This is a genomic window from Klenkia sp. PcliD-1-E, from assembly GCF_024124375.1.
In the GTDB taxonomy this organism is placed as follows: domain Bacteria; phylum Actinomycetota; class Actinomycetes; order Mycobacteriales; family Geodermatophilaceae; genus Klenkia.
Window position 1 is genome coordinate 1 of sequence record NZ_JAMXRZ010000048.1, and the last position, 15,780, is coordinate 15,780.

A 15,780-nucleotide genomic window follows, 5' to 3' on the forward strand; every position below is an offset into this window, starting at 1 on the left:
CCGACCACCTCCTCCGCCCCGACCGGCACCGGGCCGCTGCCCACCGGGGCGGCGCCGACGACCCCCCGGTCCACGGCCGGGCCCACGGGCCCCGCGCCGGTGCCGACCGTGCCGCCGGGTGGGAACACGGTCTACCCCGGGGTCGGCGACTTCCGGGTGACGTCGGTCAGCCCGAACCGCGTGGACGCCGCGGGTGGTGCCGCGGTGACCGTCCGGGGCACGTTCACCGAGCAGCCGCGGGTGCTGGTCGGCGACTCCGGGCTGGCGACCGTCCTGTCCTGGTCGTCGACCCAGGTGGTCTTCGTGGCCCCGCCGCGGGTGGCCGGGGTCTACGACCTTCTGCTGTCCACCCCGGGCGGCAGACGGTCGGAGCTCACCGCGGCCCTGACCTACGTGGCGTCCAGCGGGTCGGCCGGGCCGACGTCGGCGCCGCGCCCGTCGACCGCGCCGGTGCCCAGCGGCACCCCGGCGCCGTCCGGCCCGGTGGTGGTCACCGGACCCGGCGGCCAGCGGCTGGTGGTGACGGCGTTCTTCTCCGGGTTGCCGGCGTCGCTGTGGTCGGTGAACTGCTCGTCGTCCTGCGCGGGGACGCAGGTCTAGGTCCGCCGGGCGGTGACCGCCCACAGGGGGTCGCCCGGGCCGGGCGGGGTCCGCAGCTCCACACGGGGCTCGTCGAACCCGCCCGCCCGGCGCAGCAGCTCCGCCACCAGCGGGCCGTGCTGCTCGTCGGAGGTGGCCAACCAGCCGTGCACGGCCTTCGTCGGGAAACAGCGGTTGGAGAAGGTCAGCGCGACGACGCCACCGGGGCGCAGCACGCGCGCGGCCTCCGCCAGCACCTCGATCGGGCGGGTCAGGTAGTCGACCGAGACGCAGCAGACGACGGCGTCGACGTCGGCGTCCGGCAGCGGGATCCGCGGGTCGGCGTTGAGGTCGTGCACGATGCGCTGCGTCGCGGCCGGGTTGGCGTCGAGCTCGGCGGCGTTCATGCCCAGGACGACGAGCTCGGCCGGCGGGTGCTCGAAGTGCGACACCCAGGAGGACATGAGGTCCAGGGCTCGGCCGGTGATGCCCAGCTCGGTGTACAGGGCACCCACTGCGACGATGGCGCGGTCGTCGATGTGGGTGACCAGCCGCTCCGGGGCGTAGAAGACGTCGTCGGGGCGCTCGTCGTCGCGGGCGAAGAAGCCGGGCGGGAAGCCGTCGTAGAGGTCGTCCGTCACCGGTCGATCCTGCGGGTTCCGCGGGGGCCCTCGCCAGGGGCGACGGGCGCTGCGGTAGTGTTCGGGCACACCTCGCGGGTGTAGTTCAATGGTAGAACATCAGCTTCCCAAGCTGACAGTGCGAGTTCGATTCTCGTCACCCGCTCCACACAAAACCGCAGGTCAGAGGCTGGATTGGAAGATCATCTCGGCCCGCTGAGCATGATCATTCATGACCTAACATCCCCTCTGTGACCTAACTTCGCCCCTACTTAGGTCATGACTAGGTCATGCCGGGCCCGTCGATGACCCAGCCGATGGCACCGTCTACGTCACCCCTGTTCGGTGCGGCCGGTGGGTCCTGCGCCCATCTGCTCCCACGCGGCACCCGAGCAGCACCCGCCCCCGCGCGTCCGGTCGAAGCTTTGGCCCGATACGGGCGGGCGGCGTCGACACCCCCAACACCCGGGCGCCTTGTCACCCCATCGAAGAGCGATCAGGTGTCGATTCCGACGTGGCCGTCCGTCAGCGTGGTGGGCCCGGACCGACCGGCGCCGGAGGAGGGACCACTGTGCCGCAGTTCCTGTTCATGCTCTACGACGACGAGTCCCGCTGGGCCGACGCCACCGAGAGGGTGCTGAGCCAGGCGTGGGCCGGGCACGACGCCTTCTCTGCTGCGGTGGATGCCGCCGACGGGGCGCGCATCCTGGCGGGGGAGGGCCTGACCGACGCCCCGACGGCCACGACCGTCCGCAAGGACGGGTTCACCGCGACCCCCGTGGTGACCGACGGCCCGTTCGCCGAGACCAAGGAGGCCTTGGGAGGCTTCTACCTGGTCGAGTGCCGCGACCTTGAGCAGGCGCTGGAGCTGGCCGGCATCCTGCCGGTCTTCTCCGGCGGGATCGAGGTCCGGCCGGTGGCCCACATCGCGCGGTGAGCACGGCGCCCACCGAGGCGGTCGCGCGGGCCCACCGGGAGCACTGGTCGGTGCTGGTGGCGCGCGCGGCCGGGTGGTTGCGGGATCTGGACGCGGCCGAGGATTTGCGCACGGGATGCCTTCGCCGCGGCCGTACGGACATAAGGTGAATCATCGGCGGCCGCCCGATGCATTGACTGCTGCCCCGATAGGGACACTAGCGAGCAGGGGTACAGCTGGTCTGAGACGTCTGCCTGAACAAGGCAGACATGTCCGTCAGCGAGTCTTCGCAGCCGCCTTCTTAAGACCCGAAATATGGCGCTTGGGTCCGTGCCGATGCGTTTCGGGCTCCTCGAAATCCGGATGCTCTCGATCGACGCTCTGGAGGTCATCAAACCCAATCTCGACGTCCTTGTCGGGAAAGACGGCGTGAATCTCCAACTTGCCGCCCATAGCCTCGATGTATCGCCGAAGGGTCGACAAGTATAAGTCTGTCTGCCGCTCCAGCCGCGAGATCGAAGGCTGCGGCATCTTCATGTTGGCTGCGAGCAAAGCCTGAGTCAGGCTTCTCGCCTTGCGAACGTTAGCGAGGCCTTCAAAGTAGGCCTGATCCTCGGCCGCAAGGCGCGCTCGAGCCGCCGCCTGGCGCTCGACATCGTCTGGACGCATGGCTCGCTTCGCCCTGATCTCATCCCAGTTCTTCGCAGTCGTCACCATCACCGGCCTCCTTCGTTTTCGCCTTCCAGCTCTTCAATATGCCGTTTCCAGAGCCTTTCAGCTTCCCTGATTGCCCCTCGATACCACTTCGACCACTGGCCGGCCTTATCCCCACCCAGGAGCAAGACCGCCGATCTTTCAGGGTCGAACGCGAACAGCACTCGAATCGAGCTGACTCGCAGCTCCTTGAGGTTGGCGATGGTTGATCCGGTCAACGTGTCAACTTTCGGCCGACCCAAACCCGGCCCCTGCTGCCTCAGCAGCTCGATGGCCGCGTCTAGATCATCCTGAGTGTCCTCGTTGAGCTTGGTTTCGAACCAATCCAGGAACTCGGGGGTCACCTGCACGTTCCACATCAGAAGATGACGTTAGCACTGATGCTATATAGCGCGCAAGGTATTAGATGGTATCTATCGGGTTCTGGCCGCGTCTGCGGTTGCAAGGGCCGTCAGCCGCTCGGCCTCCGTTAGGACACCGGCGAAGGGACTGTTTTGCCGGAGCTCCCTAGACCTTAGCGTCGGTGAAGTCAGCGTGGCCAGCAGGTCGAGTAGCGGTCCATCCAGGAGCCGCGCCCACTCCTGCAGCCAGACCCGAGCTCCGCCGCGGGGGGTGGCCTCGAACATCCGCTGCAGGTTGGCCCGTGCGATTGCGCGGGTGCCGTCTGGGTCGGTGGCCACGTGGCCGGCGACTGCGTGGGCCAGCAGCATGGACCGGACCTGGTCGCGGGTCATGCGCCGATTGCCTTCGGCCAGGGTCTCAACGTCGCGCTGGCGCAGCCGGCGATGCTTACCTGCCCACGAGTGTGGCAGCTGGCCTTCGGTGCACAGGTCGACGACATGCTGGCGGGACACCCCGAGCAGGGCCGCGGCCTCGCCGGTGGTCAGCAGGCCCTCGCCGGTGTCCGCGACCCGCATCTCGGCCACCTGTCCTCGCACATGCCCAGCTTATAGCAAACGCCACAAACACAATGGACGCCGCTTCTGCGGTGTTTGCGGTGGCTAAACGGATTGCAGTGCGCGGCCCCTAGTCTGCCCCTGTGGACCCGCCCTGAGCGACGCATCGGGCTAGACGACGACCTGCTCGGCGCCACCGTTCCGTTGCCAGCTCCACGCGACGGGGCAGTGCCGACGGTGCGCTTGGATTACGTGCACTTCAGCGATTACGTGCACTTCAGCGTGCTCATTCGCCCCGACCGACGGGTCGCCGCCGTCACCGGCGTCGGCATCGACGGGCCCTGCCGCGCGACCTCGATCGCGACGGTGTCGGCTGGCGCCTGGATGAGCAGCTCTCCGCCGACGCCCAGGCCGACCCCGAGCTGTACGCGGACAACGACATCGACCGCGGGCACCTGGTGCGCCGCGCCGACGCCGTCTGGGGCGACACCGTCGCCGAAGCCCAGGCCGGAACGGCATGACCGCCAAGCTGACGGCGGCGAGCACGATGCCCACGATCGAGTGCTCGGCTTCTGATCCGCCGAGCAGCGAGCGGAGCGCGTCGATCGACACGAAGGCCGCCAGGGCGAAGAACGAGCAGGCGATCACCTTGAGCGCCTGGCGCTCTCGGGCTTCTGGGTCTGATCCGAAGAATTGCCAGGCCACTGCGGCGGCCGAGGACACCTCGATGACCGAGTCCAGGCCGAAGCCGATGAGGGCGCTGGAGGAGGCGTTGTGGCCGGCGATCAGGGCGGTGATCGCCTCGATGACGTTGTAGATGATGGTCGCGGCCACGAACAGGCGCACGCGGCGGGTCAGAACCGCCCGACGCTCGGCGGCCGGGGCGGTGGCGGTCATGCCCGGACGTGCTCGTCGTCGAGCAGCTGAGCGAGCAATCTGGCCCCGAGCGGTGTGAGCCGGTACATGACCAGCTTGCCGTCCCGTCGGGAGTCAGCCAGGCCGGCGGTACGCAACTGCCGGGCGTGATGGGAGGTCGTGTTCTGCGACAGCCCGCAGACCCATGCGACGTCGCAGACGCACAGCTCGCCGCCCAGGCTCAGCGCGCGAGCAACCCGCAGCCGACTTCCGTCAGCCAGTGCCCGCGCCCGCTCGGCCAGCGCCCGCTCGTTGGACTGGCTCGCGGTCAGCTGCGCCCGCACCTCCTCGGCGTGGGGAAGGTCAAGGCACAACAGGTCGCAGGTGTCCGCATCGGTCGCCACGGTTCCAACATAACAACGATTGTCGGTATGTAGGGAGGTGAGCCTCCGACATGTCCTATCGGGGCGCTGCCCATGGCGGTGTCCGCCATCCGCGTGGCACCGGACGCTCAGCTGTCACGGCGAGGGCCGGGCTTCACGCCGGAGGTACTATTCAACTTAGTTGCTGTCGCGCGGCGACTCGCCTCGACCTCGGTGTCGGGCGACCATTGGGGGTGAACTTGCAGCTGGGTCCGATGCGGGGCCGCCTTGTCGGGGCTGGCGCGGTTGCAGGCGGGCGTACCAGGTCAGCGGGGATGCGCTCCAAGCTTGCTTCGGTCGCCGTGGCCGCTGGTGGGGGTCTGGCGCTGTGGCTGGCGTTTCCATCCTGGAAAATCTGGCCGCTGGCGGTGGTGGGGCCGGCGTTGCTACAGCTGGCGGTCGCTGGCAGAACTCTCAGGTGGGGAGCGCTGCTCGGCGGGGTGTTCGGAGCCGCGTTCATGCTGCCACTGCTGCACTGGTCGGGGATCTATGTCGGCGCTGGTCCGTGGGTGGCCTTGGCGATGGCTCAGGCGGCCTTCTATGCCGTTCTGGGTGCGGGGGTGGCTGCGGTCACCCGGCTGCCGGCGGCGGGATTGTGGGCGGCACTGCTGTGGGTGGCAGCGGAGGGCGCCCGCTCGCGGCTGCCCTTTGGGGGGCTGCCGTGGGGTCGGCTGGGATTCAGTCAGGCTGATTCACCGCTGGCGCAGCTGGCCGCCGTGGGGGGAGTACCCCTGGTGACCTTTGCTGTCGCCTTGACCGGTTGTTCCCTGGCCGGGGCCGTCGCGGCCTGGCGTCGCACCACGACAAGGTCGCCGTGGCGCCGGCCGCTGGTGACCCTGCTGGTGGCGGCACTGCCGTGGCTCCTGGGCGCCTCGATGGCGTCCGCCGGTGCATCAGACGGTCGGTCTTCGGGGGGGCGGTCGTCGGTTCAGATCGCGGTTGTGCAGGGCAATGTGCCCCGAGCGGGGCTTGACTTCAACGCTCAACGGCGGGCGGTGCTGGACAACCACGTCCAGGCCACCCTCGAGCTGGCCAGCGATGTGGCCGCCGGTCGGCGTCCTGCGCCCCAACTGGTGGTCTGGCCGGAGAACAGCTCAGACATCGATCCGTTGATCAATGCCGACGCGGCCGCGCAGATCGACCGCGCTGCGCGCACCATCGGCGTACCCATTCTCCTCGGTGCCGTCCTCGACGGCCCCGGGCGGTATTTGACCAACGCCGGCATCGTGTGGGACCCGGTCACCGGGCCGGGTGAGCTGTACGCCAAACGGCATCCGGTGCCGTTTGGGGAATACATGCCGGCCAGGTCGTTCTTCCGGATGTTCAGCGACAAGGTGGACTTGCTGCGGCGGGACTTCCGGGCCGGGGATCAGCCAGGGGTGCTTGACGTCGCCGGGGTAGCGGTGGGGGACGTGATCTGTTTTGAGGTCGCCTACGACGGCCTGGTCGCCGATGTGGTGCGCGGTGGTGCACAGTTGTTGGTGGTCCAGACCAACAATGCGACCTTCGGGTATTCGGATGAGAGCCCACAGCAGTTGGCCATGAGTCGCCTGCGCGCTATCGAGTTCGATCGGACGGTGGTGGTTGCCGCCACCAGCGGCCTGTCTGCGGTGGTCGACCTGACGGCTCGGTGCGCGCCCAGTCCACTCTGTTCACCCGGTGGGTCTTCATCGGTGCCGTCGAGGTCGGCGGCGGCACGACCGTGGCGGCCCAGTTGGGTGTTGTCCCCGAGGTCGGGTTGAGCGTCGCCGGTGTCGCGGCGCTGCTGTGGTCCGCGCTGGGCCGGCGCAGCGTCATGCGGCGCTCCTTCCTCCCCCGGCGCGCATCGCGGCTGCCTCGCTGGGCGGCACCAGAGAGGTGAGCCTGTCTCGGACAGCGCGCGGGCTGGTGCCGGCCTGGATCTCGGAGATGCCTTCGACGAGCAGCTTCATCTGGGCGACCTGCAGGTCGCTGGTGCGCATGATCTTGGCGCCGGCGGGCAGCCAGAAGATGTTGGCTGACAGCACGCCCCACAGCGTGGCGACGAACGCGGCGGCGATGAGCTCGCCGAGCTTGTCGGGCTGATTGAGGTTCTCCAGCACGTGGATCAGCCCGATGACCGTGCCGATGATGCCGATGGTCGGGGCGTAGCCACCCATGCTGGTGAAGAACTTGGCGGCGACCTTGTCCTCGGCCTTCTTCGCCGAGATCTCGGCCTCGAGCACCGTGCGGAGGTCCTCGGGGTCGGTGCCGTCGACGGCCATCTGCAGACCGCGCTGCAGGAACGGGTCCTCAATGTCCCTGATGGGCCCCTCCAGGGCCAGCAGGCCCTCCTTGCGGGCCTTCTCAGCCAGGGTCACCAGGACCTGGATGTTCTCCGCGGCCGGGGGAACGGCGGCGGGCATGAAGCCCTGCCTCATCCAGCCGCCGACCTTCTTGATGTCGGCCATGGTGGAACCGGCGACGGCGGCACCGAAGGTGCCGACGAAGACCAGCAGGATCGGCGGGATGAGCAAGATCGCCAGCGGCGACGACCCCTCGAGGATCATCGACACGATGATGGCGACCATGGCCACGCCGATGCCGATCAGTGTTGCCGGGTCCATGTCACCACCCCGTCCCCGGCTCCGACTGCCTGACGTAGCTCAACAGCTCTCTCCTTCGTCGTCTACTATGGACGATAGGAGATTAGGGCGGAACAGGGCCGGGGTCAGCAAACACGCCGATCGAGCGGGCCCGAAAGGTGCTCCGCGTCATGAACATCACCCAAATAGGGCATCGATATCCCTGGATTCCGCGTGCGTGGCCGACACCCCCTTGGCCGCCCGCGTAAGGCTGGGCTTCAGGCGTTCACGCAGGTGGCGGCGATGCAGTTGAACGGCGGGGCGTTCGGAACGGATGCGGGGGATCGACGCAAGTGTGCCGCGGCATAGTGGTCTTGCGTCCCAGCCAAGGGAGGTTCCAAAGTCCCAAGGTTCATGGCGCAGGGCTGCATGGCCGTGCTTCTAGGACTTCTCTACTTAGAGAAGGAATGAGGTGGGCGAGGCGCTCAGCACGGACGGCCCGATCGTGAACACGGTGTTAGCCTGGTGAAACCCTACCAAAGCTGACTGGTCCGGCATCTTCGGGCAAGAAGCTTTATGTCCGTTGCAAATACCTACCCTCGGCAGGGGCAGCCATCGCAATTGCCAGGTGGTGTGGCCGCCCTGGTGATCAAGGAGGTTGACATGAAGCTCTCACTGCAGCATTTCGACAACTGCCCGAACTGGCAGGTCGCACAAGCAGCATTGCTTCAAGCCCTGGCTTTGGTCGGGATCGAGGATGTAGAGGTGACGTACCGCGTCGTCTCCACGCAGGAGGACGCCGAGGCAATGGGGTTTCGGGGCTCGCCGACACTGCTGCTCGACGGCGTCGATCCATTCGCCGACCCGGACGCACCCGCAGGCCTGTCCTGCCGGGTCTATCGCACGGACACAGGATTGGCCGGCACCCCCACCGTGAAGCAACTGGTGGCAGTACTTAATGAAGCACAAACCTTGCGGTCCTCGAATTGAGCTAGTCGGCTGCGGCTGTTGCGGGCCGCGACCAACCTCCCGTTAGAAAGCATCAGTTCGGCCGCGGGTCCCCCCAGGAACGGACCCAGGGACCACGAGAGCGGGCCGCGCGGTCGGGGCCAGCACTGCGCACTGTGCCGCGGGACCCTCGCCAGCCCAGCAAAGCCCTGGTGACCTTTACCCGAAAGGCCGCTGAAACTCAGCGGGTCAGCTTTCGAAACGACCTGTGGAACGACCTTGGTCGCTTCGCGAACGATCATGTCGAATGCAAACCCGGCTTGGCGCCCACCGTCCGACGCACGTGCTCAAGGACGCCCGATTTCATGACCGCGGCTAGTAGCAAAACGAGGATTATTATGGCTGCTGGTCATGATCGCGCTGATAGGCAATAAAGATGGCGTCGGGGCTTCCCCCTATCTTCAAATACTGGGCGTCAAGAACACTGGACAGTTCGCGAAGCGAACCTTCTAGCAGCACCCCGGCCGCTCGGTGAGCATCGTCTCCCTTCGAAGCTGCCGACTGCGCAAATGTGAGGGTTCTTGGCAGGGCGGCGGCCAAGGACGTCGGTATTGCATCATGAAAGTAATAGGTTTCGGCGTACTGCTTGAAGTCGACCACGACCTCCACAATTGATGCGGCCAAACTGTGCAGAACAATGACTGGCAGAGATTCGGTTTGCGCGTTCGAATTGAACAATAAGTGCAGCCTCATCGCAACGGCGCGACGTCGACCCAGTGCAGGGTAGACCTGCAGAATCCACGTGATAGAGGCTGTGAACAGCGCGAAACCCATCAGGGCCTCCACGGGAACGAGAACGCGAAGGGCGCCCGCGACGGGAACGATGTCGCCGAAGCCGAGAGTTGCCACAGTAACCAACGAAAAGTAAAGGGCATCGACAATCGGTGAACGCTGCGAGGGGCTCAGACCTGAGCCGTACACGAAAGATTCGGGAATGTTTGGCAGATAGATGAGCACCCACCCCGATACCAGGATTAGTATCCATGTCGCGATGATTGCGACCATCGACAGCGGCCCGGCAAGTTGCATCAGCCGGCTTGACCTCGCCCTTGTTGTGCGCCAGAAGGCACGAGCGACCGTGGTACTGATGACGCCGCTTCCGGTCGGGTGCAGCAATGTATGGAAGATGTCCCGACAAGTAATCAAAACCAACATGGTCCCGCTGACGAGTGAAACCAAAGTAAGCAATTCGATTCTTCCGACAGAAGTTCAACCAAAATATGGTCCACGAATAGTCAGATGTATAGCGAGGTCTACCGGCTGTCCGGCCTTCTCGCAGCTGCTCTGACCGCGCGAATGCAGGTGGTACGGGCTAGAGCGGGTCGGGGTCGTTCGCCCCGGCACGGGTGCCGGTGCGCGAGAGCAGTTCCTCGGCGTAGGTGTCGTGCCGCTTGCTGGCGTGGGCCTCGGCTTCGAGGCGTTCGCGCAGGTGGGGGTAGTGCAGCTCGAAGGCGGGGCGTTCGGAGCGGATGCGGGGGATCTCGATGAAGTTGTGCCGCGGCGGGGGTGAGCTGGTGGCCCACTCCAGGGAGTTGCCGTGGCCCCAGGGGTCATCGCGCAGGGCCAGCTGCCCGTACTTCCAGGAGTGCACCACGTTGTACAGGAACGGGATGGTGGAGGCCCCCAGCACGAACGACCCGATGGTGGAGATGGTGTTCAGGGTGGTGAACCCGTCGGTGGGCAGGTAGTCGGCGTAGCGGCGCGGCATGCCCTCAGCGCCCAGCCAGTGCTGGACCAGGAAGGTGGCGTGGAAGCCGATGAAGGTCAACCAGAAGTGCACCTTGCCCAGCCGCTCGTCCATCATCCGGCCGCACATCTTGGGGAACCAGAAGTAGATGCCGGCGTAGGCGGCGAACACCACCGTCCCGAACACCACGTAGTGGAAGTGCGCCACCACGAAGTAGGAGTCCGACACGTGCCAGTCCAGCGGCGGGGAGGCCAGCAGCACCCCGGTCAACCCACCCAGCAAGAAGGTGACCAGGAACCCCATCGCGAACATCATCGGGGTCTCGAACGTCAACTGACCCCGCCACATCGTGCCGATCCAGTTGAAGAACTTGATCCCCGTGGGCACCGCGATCAAGTAGGTCAAGAACGCGAAGAACGGCAGCAGCACCGCCCCGGTGGCGTACATGTGGTGCGCCCACACCGCTAGCGACAACGCCCCGATCCCGATGATCGCGAACACCATGCCCTTGTAGCCGAACAACGGCTTGCGGGCGAACACCGGGATCACCTCGGAGATGATCCCGAAGAACGGCAACGCGATGATGTAGACCTCGGGATGGCCGAAGAACCAGAACAGGTGCTGCCACAGCATCGGCCCACCGTTGGCCGCGGAGAACACCAACGCACCCAGGTGCCGGTCGGCCAGCAACGCCATCAGCGCAGCGGTCAGGATCGGGAACGCCAGCAGGATCAAGATGCTGGTCACCAACGCCGACCAGGCGAAGATCGACATCCGGAACATCGTCATCCCCGGCGCCCGCAGGCACACGATCGTGGCGATGAAGTTCACCCCACCCAGAATCGTCCCGAGCCCGGACACGGCCAGGCCGGCGATCCACAGGTCCCCACCCGCCCCCGGTGAGTTCGTCACGTCCGACAGCGGGGAGTAGGCGAACCAGCCGAAGTCCGCCGCACCACCCGGGGTGAAGAACCCCGAGATCAAGATCAGCCCACCGAAGGCGAACAACCAGTACGAGAACGCGTTCAACCGCGGGAACGCCACATCCGGGGCACCCAACTGCAACGGCAGGATCAAGTTCGCGAACGCGAAGAACAACGGCGTCGCGAAGAACAACAACATCACCGTGCCGTGCATGGTGAACAACTGGTTGTACTGCTCGTTGGACAAGAACTGCAGCCCCGGACGCGCCAACTCACCACGCATCAACATCGCCATCAACCCGCCCACCATGAACCAGGTGAACGAGGTGGCCAGGTACATCAACCCGATCACCTTGTGATCGGTGGTCCGCAGCAGCATCGACAGCCGCGAACCCTTCTCGGCCACGTGAACCGGCGAAGGACGGCTCACGATCGGGGCAGGAGCAATCGTCATCTGCTGCTTCTCCTGAGCTGTCGGGGCTTCCTAGGGCAGGACCGGATGCCCCTGCTATCTAACCTAGTAGATGGCGGTGTGGCGACCCCGGGGTGCCCCAGGCGGCCGATCAGCTGCAGGTGGCCAACAGCCAGGTGACAGCTGGGTCGTTGGGGGTGTGGATGGTGAGCCCAACGGCGTGCGCCTGCAGTTGGAGGTCGCGCAGCGCGATCTTGCGCGCCGTGAACGTGTGCGTCCAGGTCGTGGCGTCGCAGGTGTAGGTGACGGTCGCGTCCAGGAGGGCACCCCGTGCGCGTTTGCCGGTGATGGCCACCTGGACTTGCACCTCGCCGAGCACGTCGTCCACCACGTCACCGACCGCGAGCGAGTCGAACCACGCTGGCGGGTGCCACTGGATGAGGGCCCGTCCGCCAGGGGCGAGGTGGCGTGCGGCGGTGACCAGCATGTCGTGCCGCATTCGTCTGCTGGGCTTGTTGATCAGGTGACTGGCCAGCACCACGACGTCGAAGCGTGTCTCCAGCTGCAGATCCTCGATGCGGCGGTGCACCGTGCGGGCGTGGGTGATGCAGGACAGCATCTCCGCGGAGTCGTCGACCGCCACGACCTGGTGACCCAGACGACTGAGTGGGTCAGCCAATCGTCCGGCGCCGGCACCCAGATCGAGGATGGTCGCCGATGCCCCAGCGACGAGGTGGATGATGTGCAGGTCTTCCCCGGTCGGAAGCCGCCGGTACACCTCCACGGCGCAGCCGTCCGTGGTGTAGGCGCCCGGGCCGTTGTCCACCGGCGGTCCTGGTCGCCCGGTCACGTCGCGCCGCCGGTCCAGGGGGTGCCCGGCATCGGCGGAGGAGCCCCGCCGGTTCGCGACGGGACGGCGACACAGCATCCTGGTGCGATCACCTCAGCGCACGTCGTTGCGTTCACGCAATTCCCCTTTGGCACTCGTCACCGTGTTCGTGGCCCCGGGGTCGCGTCTGCGAGCGGGCCGGTCGGCGCACCTGGTTGTCAGACGGTGACGCCCCGGTCGGCCAGCCACTGGACGGGGTCCATCCGTGGGCCGTTCATCCCGCCCTGCTGGATCTCGAAGTGCAGGTGCGGTCCGGTGGACTGGCCGCGGTTGCCGACCAGGGCGATGGGGTCACCGGCGGATACGATGTCGCCGGCGGCGACCTGGATGGAGTCCATGTGGCCGTAGACGGTCACGTCGCCGTTGTCGTGCTGGATGTAGACAGCGAGTCCGAATCCCGTCGCGGGCCCGGCGCGCAGCACGACCCCGTCGGCGGCTGCTACTTCTTGGGTGTACATGGGGGCGGCGATGTCCAGCCCGGTGTGCATCGTTCCCCAGCGGGGTCCATAGGTGCTGGTCACGACACCGACGACAGGAACGACCGTCGCCGGGCGCTCGAGCTCTTCCCGCGCCGCGCGTGCCGCGGCGACCTCCTCCAGCCGAAGTCGGGCTTGCTCGGCGGTGATCTGGGCGTGGGCGAGCAGCTCGGTGCCGCTGTCGCTGTCGCCCCTCATGAAGGTCGCGACGTCCTGGACTCCGGCCGTGGGACTGGCGGTGTCCGCACCGCTCGGGGTGATGACCTGAGTGGCCAGGGCGCCCCCCATCACCAGGGCCGCGAGCAGTGCCGCCGGGCGATGCTTGAGCGCTCGCCGGGGCAACCCACCGGTCGGTGAGGAGGTGGTCTTCGGGGCCGCTCGGTGGCCTGCACCCATTCGCGAGCTCCCCTTCAGCCTGGCCGCGCATCCGCAGACACCTACCTACTATCCTGAATAGGAGTATAGGTCGGCCGGGTCGCGGGAGTTCCCGACACGCTTGAGTTGGGAGTCGAGGGCCTCGGTGCCCGGGTTCCCGACCCACCGATGCGCGCGTGCTGCTGGGGTACCCCCTGTTGTGGCCACCGACGTGGATCCCGCTGGTGCTGGCGGGCTCGATGGCGATGACCGAGCTCGGACGGCGGCGTCGAGGTCGCCGATTCCACGCCGGCGGCCCCCGATGACGGCGGTGGGGGTCGGGCGGTCAGGTGGCGGCGTGGACACGGGACTGCGGTTGCGGTTGGTCGAGGACAATTCGGAGGCGGTCGACCAGGTCGTCGAAGGCCGCCGTGACATCACCGGAGCCGCGGCTCAGAAACCCGATGGCGAGTTCGCAGTCACCGGTGGAGTTGGTCTGCACTCGCAGGAAGACCCGGGTGCGGGGTATCAGCAGCATCAGCAGCAGGCCGGCCAGGATGGCGATCGCTGCGCCCAGCACGAACCCCTGGCCCGGGTCGTGGGACACCTGCATGGCCGCGAAACGCTGAAAACCGGTGAAGGTGATTGTCGTGCCGTCGTCGATGGTGAGGGTCTGGCCGACTGCCAGATTACCCGAGCCGACCTGGACCAACTGGCCCCGGTCGATCCGGGCCTGGTCCAGGCTGTAGACCGATTGCGGGGCCCCTGAGTCGAGCCCGAGGTAGCCCCGGTAGACGATCAGCGCGACCTCGGGGCGCAGGGGTCGAGGGTCGATCGAGGTGAGGACGCCGCCAGTCAGCGTGCCGGTCGGTGCGAAGAACCCCTCGACGGCGAGCTGGTTGCTCGTTCCGGCTCCCAGGTCGGGCAGTTTGAGCGCGCCCTGGCTGGCCATGGTCGCGGTACTGGAGGGCAGGAAGGGCGCGGAGATGTCGTCGAAGGAGGTGCCATCGGGAAGCGTGACGGTGAACATCGGGGCGTAGCCATGCCCGGTCACGTACACGCGGGCACCGTCGACACGCAGCGGGTTGTTCACCCCGATGGTCGTCGCCGTGTCCGCCGAGCCAGGCTCACCCCACGACACGTGGGCGCGGAACCGGGCCGGGGTGCCGTTGGGTTCATAGACCACCTGGAATTCCTGCAGGTCCACGCACAACGGGACCATGGTGGCGGTGTCGACGAGCGGGCCGGTGCGGTAGTTGTCGTACTGCTGGGGTGAGTTGCAGAAGGACCCACCCTCGGTCACCAGGATCGAACCCTCGTAGCCCCACAGCTTCCCCCCAGCCAGGCCGATCAGCAGCGCGAGCATCGCCAGGTGGAACACCACGTTGCCGATCTCTTTCAGGTAGCCCCGTTCGGCCGAGATCTCGACCCCGTCCCGGCCGTCTCGGACCACTACCCGGTAACGCCGGCTCCGCAGCACGTCGACAGCCGCGGAAGCGGCGGGCTCTGCAGGGCCCGGGATGGTGAGGGCTGCCGCGTGGGGCAGCCGGTGCAGGTGCCGCGGTGCAGGTGGTGGCGCTGAGCGCAGGCTGCGGATCAGATCCCAGGTTCGCGGCAGGACGCAGCCGATGAGGGACACGAACAGCAGCAGGTACACCGCAGCGAACCAAGGGGATGCAAAGACGTCGAAGAGGTAGAGCCGGTCCAGCACCGGCGCCCAGCTGGGGTGGTCCCGGTAGTACTGGGCCACCTGGATCCGGGAGAGGCTGCGCTGGGGTAGCAGCGACCCGGGGATGGCGGCCAGCGCCAGCAGGAAGAGCAAGATCAGTGCGGTGCGCATGGCGGTGAGCTGCCGCCACCACCGCAGCAGCCGGCGCCCCCACCAGGCGGCCGCCCTCCGGAGCCGGGGACGCGGTCTCGCGGTGCCGGGGTCCACCAGGAGCCGCGGGGGGCTAGCCATGCCCGTCGGCTCGCTGCCGGGGAGCAGACCAGGCATCCCACCCGGCCTTCATCAGCGCCGCGAGGCCTGGCGCTGCGGCCCCTGCGGTCGCTGGAAGCGCACAGCCCCTCAGGTCAGGTGTCCTCACCATCGACGTCCGGGTCGCATCATCGGTCCCAGCACGCTCCCGTCGTCACAGGTCGATGTCGCTGGACGAGGCGGCCTCGCCGCGCGAGCGATGCGCCGCCGACCTCGCCAGAAGCATTACTACACGTCATAGTAGCCGGGGCGCATCGGCGGGCGGCCTCCAACCGATCGCTGAATTGCACACCGCCGTGTGGTGTCTGACGTGGTTTGCGACCGGTCCTGCTGGTTACCCTGGTGGGGTACCCAAGTGGAGCGGGAGGTGTGATGCGGGCGCGATCGTGGTGGTCCCTGCTGCTGCTGGCTGCCGTGTTCGCTATGCACGGACCGAGCCCTTCCGCCGCCGACACGACGCCCCCCGCCACCGCGGCGAAGTCCCCAGTCTCGGCGCAGCTCCCGGCCA

At 67.2% G+C, this 15,780-nt stretch carries 16 protein-coding genes and 1 tRNA gene; 6 read left to right on the forward strand and 11 right to left on the reverse strand.

Annotated features, from left to right (window positions below; translation table 11 throughout):
• The coding region (locus NH342_RS11290) for an IPT/TIG domain-containing protein (RefSeq protein ID WP_253014863.1) at nt 1-600 on the forward strand (600 nt) is incomplete at its 5' end.
• On the opposite strand, the gene NH342_RS24210 is transcribed toward NH342_RS11290, so the two are convergent.
• Nucleotides 597-1,220, reverse strand: a complete 624-nt coding sequence (locus tag NH342_RS24210; protein ID WP_253014865.1) for a methyltransferase domain-containing protein — start codon at nt 1,218-1,220, stop codon at nt 597-599. The two genes, NH342_RS11290 and NH342_RS24210, sit on opposite strands and share 4 nt — an antisense overlap.
• A 74-nt stretch (nt 1,221-1,294) precedes the next feature.
• On the opposite strand from NH342_RS24210, the gene NH342_RS11300 reads away from it, so the two are divergent.
• Both NH342_RS11300 and NH342_RS11305 read left to right on the forward strand, forming a co-directional pair.
• A tRNA-Gly gene (locus NH342_RS11300) sits at nt 1,295-1,368 on the forward strand.
• Between the two features lie 402 nt (nt 1,369-1,770).
• Nucleotides 1,771-2,136, forward strand: coding sequence for a YciI family protein (locus NH342_RS11305; RefSeq protein WP_253014867.1), 366 nt, complete (start codon nt 1,771-1,773; stop codon nt 2,134-2,136).
• Nucleotides 2,137-2,391: 255 nt separating this feature from the next.
• On the opposite strand, the gene NH342_RS11310 is transcribed toward NH342_RS11305, so the two are convergent.
• The 3 genes from NH342_RS11310 to NH342_RS11320 all read right to left on the reverse strand — a co-directional run bounded on the left by NH342_RS11310 (nt 2,392) and on the right by NH342_RS11320 (nt 3,746).
• A complete protein-coding gene (locus NH342_RS11310) occupies nt 2,392-2,829 on the reverse strand; it encodes an XRE family transcriptional regulator (protein ID WP_253014869.1) in 438 nt (145 codons plus the stop codon).
• Nucleotides 2,830-2,831: 2 nt separating this feature from the next.
• Nucleotides 2,832-3,173, reverse strand: coding sequence for a type II toxin-antitoxin system RelE/ParE family toxin (locus NH342_RS11315; protein ID WP_253014871.1), 342 nt, complete (start codon nt 3,171-3,173; stop codon nt 2,832-2,834).
• Nucleotides 3,174-3,242: 69 nt separating this feature from the next.
• Nucleotides 3,243-3,746, reverse strand: coding sequence for a helix-turn-helix domain-containing protein (locus NH342_RS11320; protein WP_253014913.1), 504 nt, complete (start codon nt 3,744-3,746; stop codon nt 3,243-3,245).
• A gap of 359 nt (nt 3,747-4,105) precedes the next feature.
• Between NH342_RS11320 and NH342_RS24520 the strand changes: the two genes are divergently transcribed.
• Nucleotides 4,106-4,246: a DNA/RNA non-specific endonuclease gene (locus NH342_RS24520; RefSeq protein WP_374209430.1), complete on the forward strand. Its 141-nt coding sequence runs from the start codon at nt 4,106-4,108 to the stop codon at nt 4,244-4,246.
• 372 nt (nt 4,247-4,618) lie between these two features.
• On the opposite strand, the gene NH342_RS11330 is transcribed toward NH342_RS24520, so the two are convergent.
• The gene (locus NH342_RS11330) at nt 4,619-4,984 is read right to left on the reverse strand and encodes a helix-turn-helix transcriptional regulator (RefSeq protein ID WP_253014875.1); all 366 of its coding nucleotides are present in this window, start codon (nt 4,982-4,984) and stop codon (nt 4,619-4,621) included.
• A 293-nt stretch (nt 4,985-5,277) separates the two neighbouring features.
• On the opposite strand from NH342_RS11330, the gene lnt reads away from it, so the two are divergent.
• Entirely contained in the window at nt 5,278-6,744 is a 1,467-nt protein-coding gene (gene lnt, locus NH342_RS11335; protein ID WP_253014877.1) for an apolipoprotein N-acyltransferase, read from the forward strand.
• Between the two features lie 51 nt (nt 6,745-6,795).
• Here the strand turns inward: lnt and NH342_RS11340 are convergent, their stop codons facing one another.
• Nucleotides 6,796-7,587, reverse strand: a complete 792-nt coding sequence (locus tag NH342_RS11340) for a motility protein A (RefSeq protein ID WP_253014879.1) — start codon at nt 7,585-7,587, stop codon at nt 6,796-6,798.
• Between the two features lie 621 nt (nt 7,588-8,208).
• Here NH342_RS11340 and NH342_RS11345 point away from each other — a divergent pair.
• Nucleotides 8,209-8,535: a thioredoxin family protein gene (locus NH342_RS11345; protein ID WP_253014881.1), complete on the forward strand. Its 327-nt coding sequence runs from the start codon at nt 8,209-8,211 to the stop codon at nt 8,533-8,535.
• A 354-nt stretch (nt 8,536-8,889) separates the two neighbouring features.
• Here NH342_RS11345 and NH342_RS11350 read toward each other — a convergent pair whose 3' ends face one another.
• The 5 genes from NH342_RS11350 to NH342_RS11370 form a co-directional block, all read right to left on the reverse strand.
• Nucleotides 8,890-9,708 (reverse strand): potassium channel family protein, encoded by an 819-nt coding sequence (locus NH342_RS11350; RefSeq protein WP_253014883.1) that lies wholly within the window; start codon nt 9,706-9,708, stop codon nt 8,890-8,892.
• Nucleotides 9,709-9,865: 157 nt separating this feature from the next.
• Nucleotides 9,866-11,617: a cytochrome c oxidase subunit I gene (gene ctaD, locus NH342_RS11355; RefSeq protein WP_256480059.1), complete on the reverse strand. Its 1,752-nt coding sequence runs from the start codon at nt 11,615-11,617 to the stop codon at nt 9,866-9,868.
• 109 nt (nt 11,618-11,726) lie between these two features.
• On the reverse strand, nt 11,727-12,401 hold the full coding sequence (locus NH342_RS11360; protein ID WP_253014887.1) for a class I SAM-dependent methyltransferase: 675 nt from the start codon (nt 12,399-12,401) through the stop codon (nt 11,727-11,729).
• Between the two features lie 221 nt (nt 12,402-12,622).
• Nucleotides 12,623-13,138 carry a M23 family metallopeptidase gene (locus NH342_RS11365; protein WP_253014889.1) on the reverse strand — a complete coding sequence of 172 codons (516 nt, stop codon included), beginning with the start codon at nt 13,136-13,138 and terminating at the stop codon, nt 12,623-12,625.
• 502 nt (nt 13,139-13,640) lie between these two features.
• Nucleotides 13,641-15,134 carry a cytochrome c biogenesis protein ResB gene (locus NH342_RS11370; protein WP_253014891.1) on the reverse strand — a complete coding sequence of 498 codons (1,494 nt, stop codon included), beginning with the start codon at nt 15,132-15,134 and terminating at the stop codon, nt 13,641-13,643.
• Between the last annotated feature and the right edge of the window lie 646 nt (nt 15,135-15,780).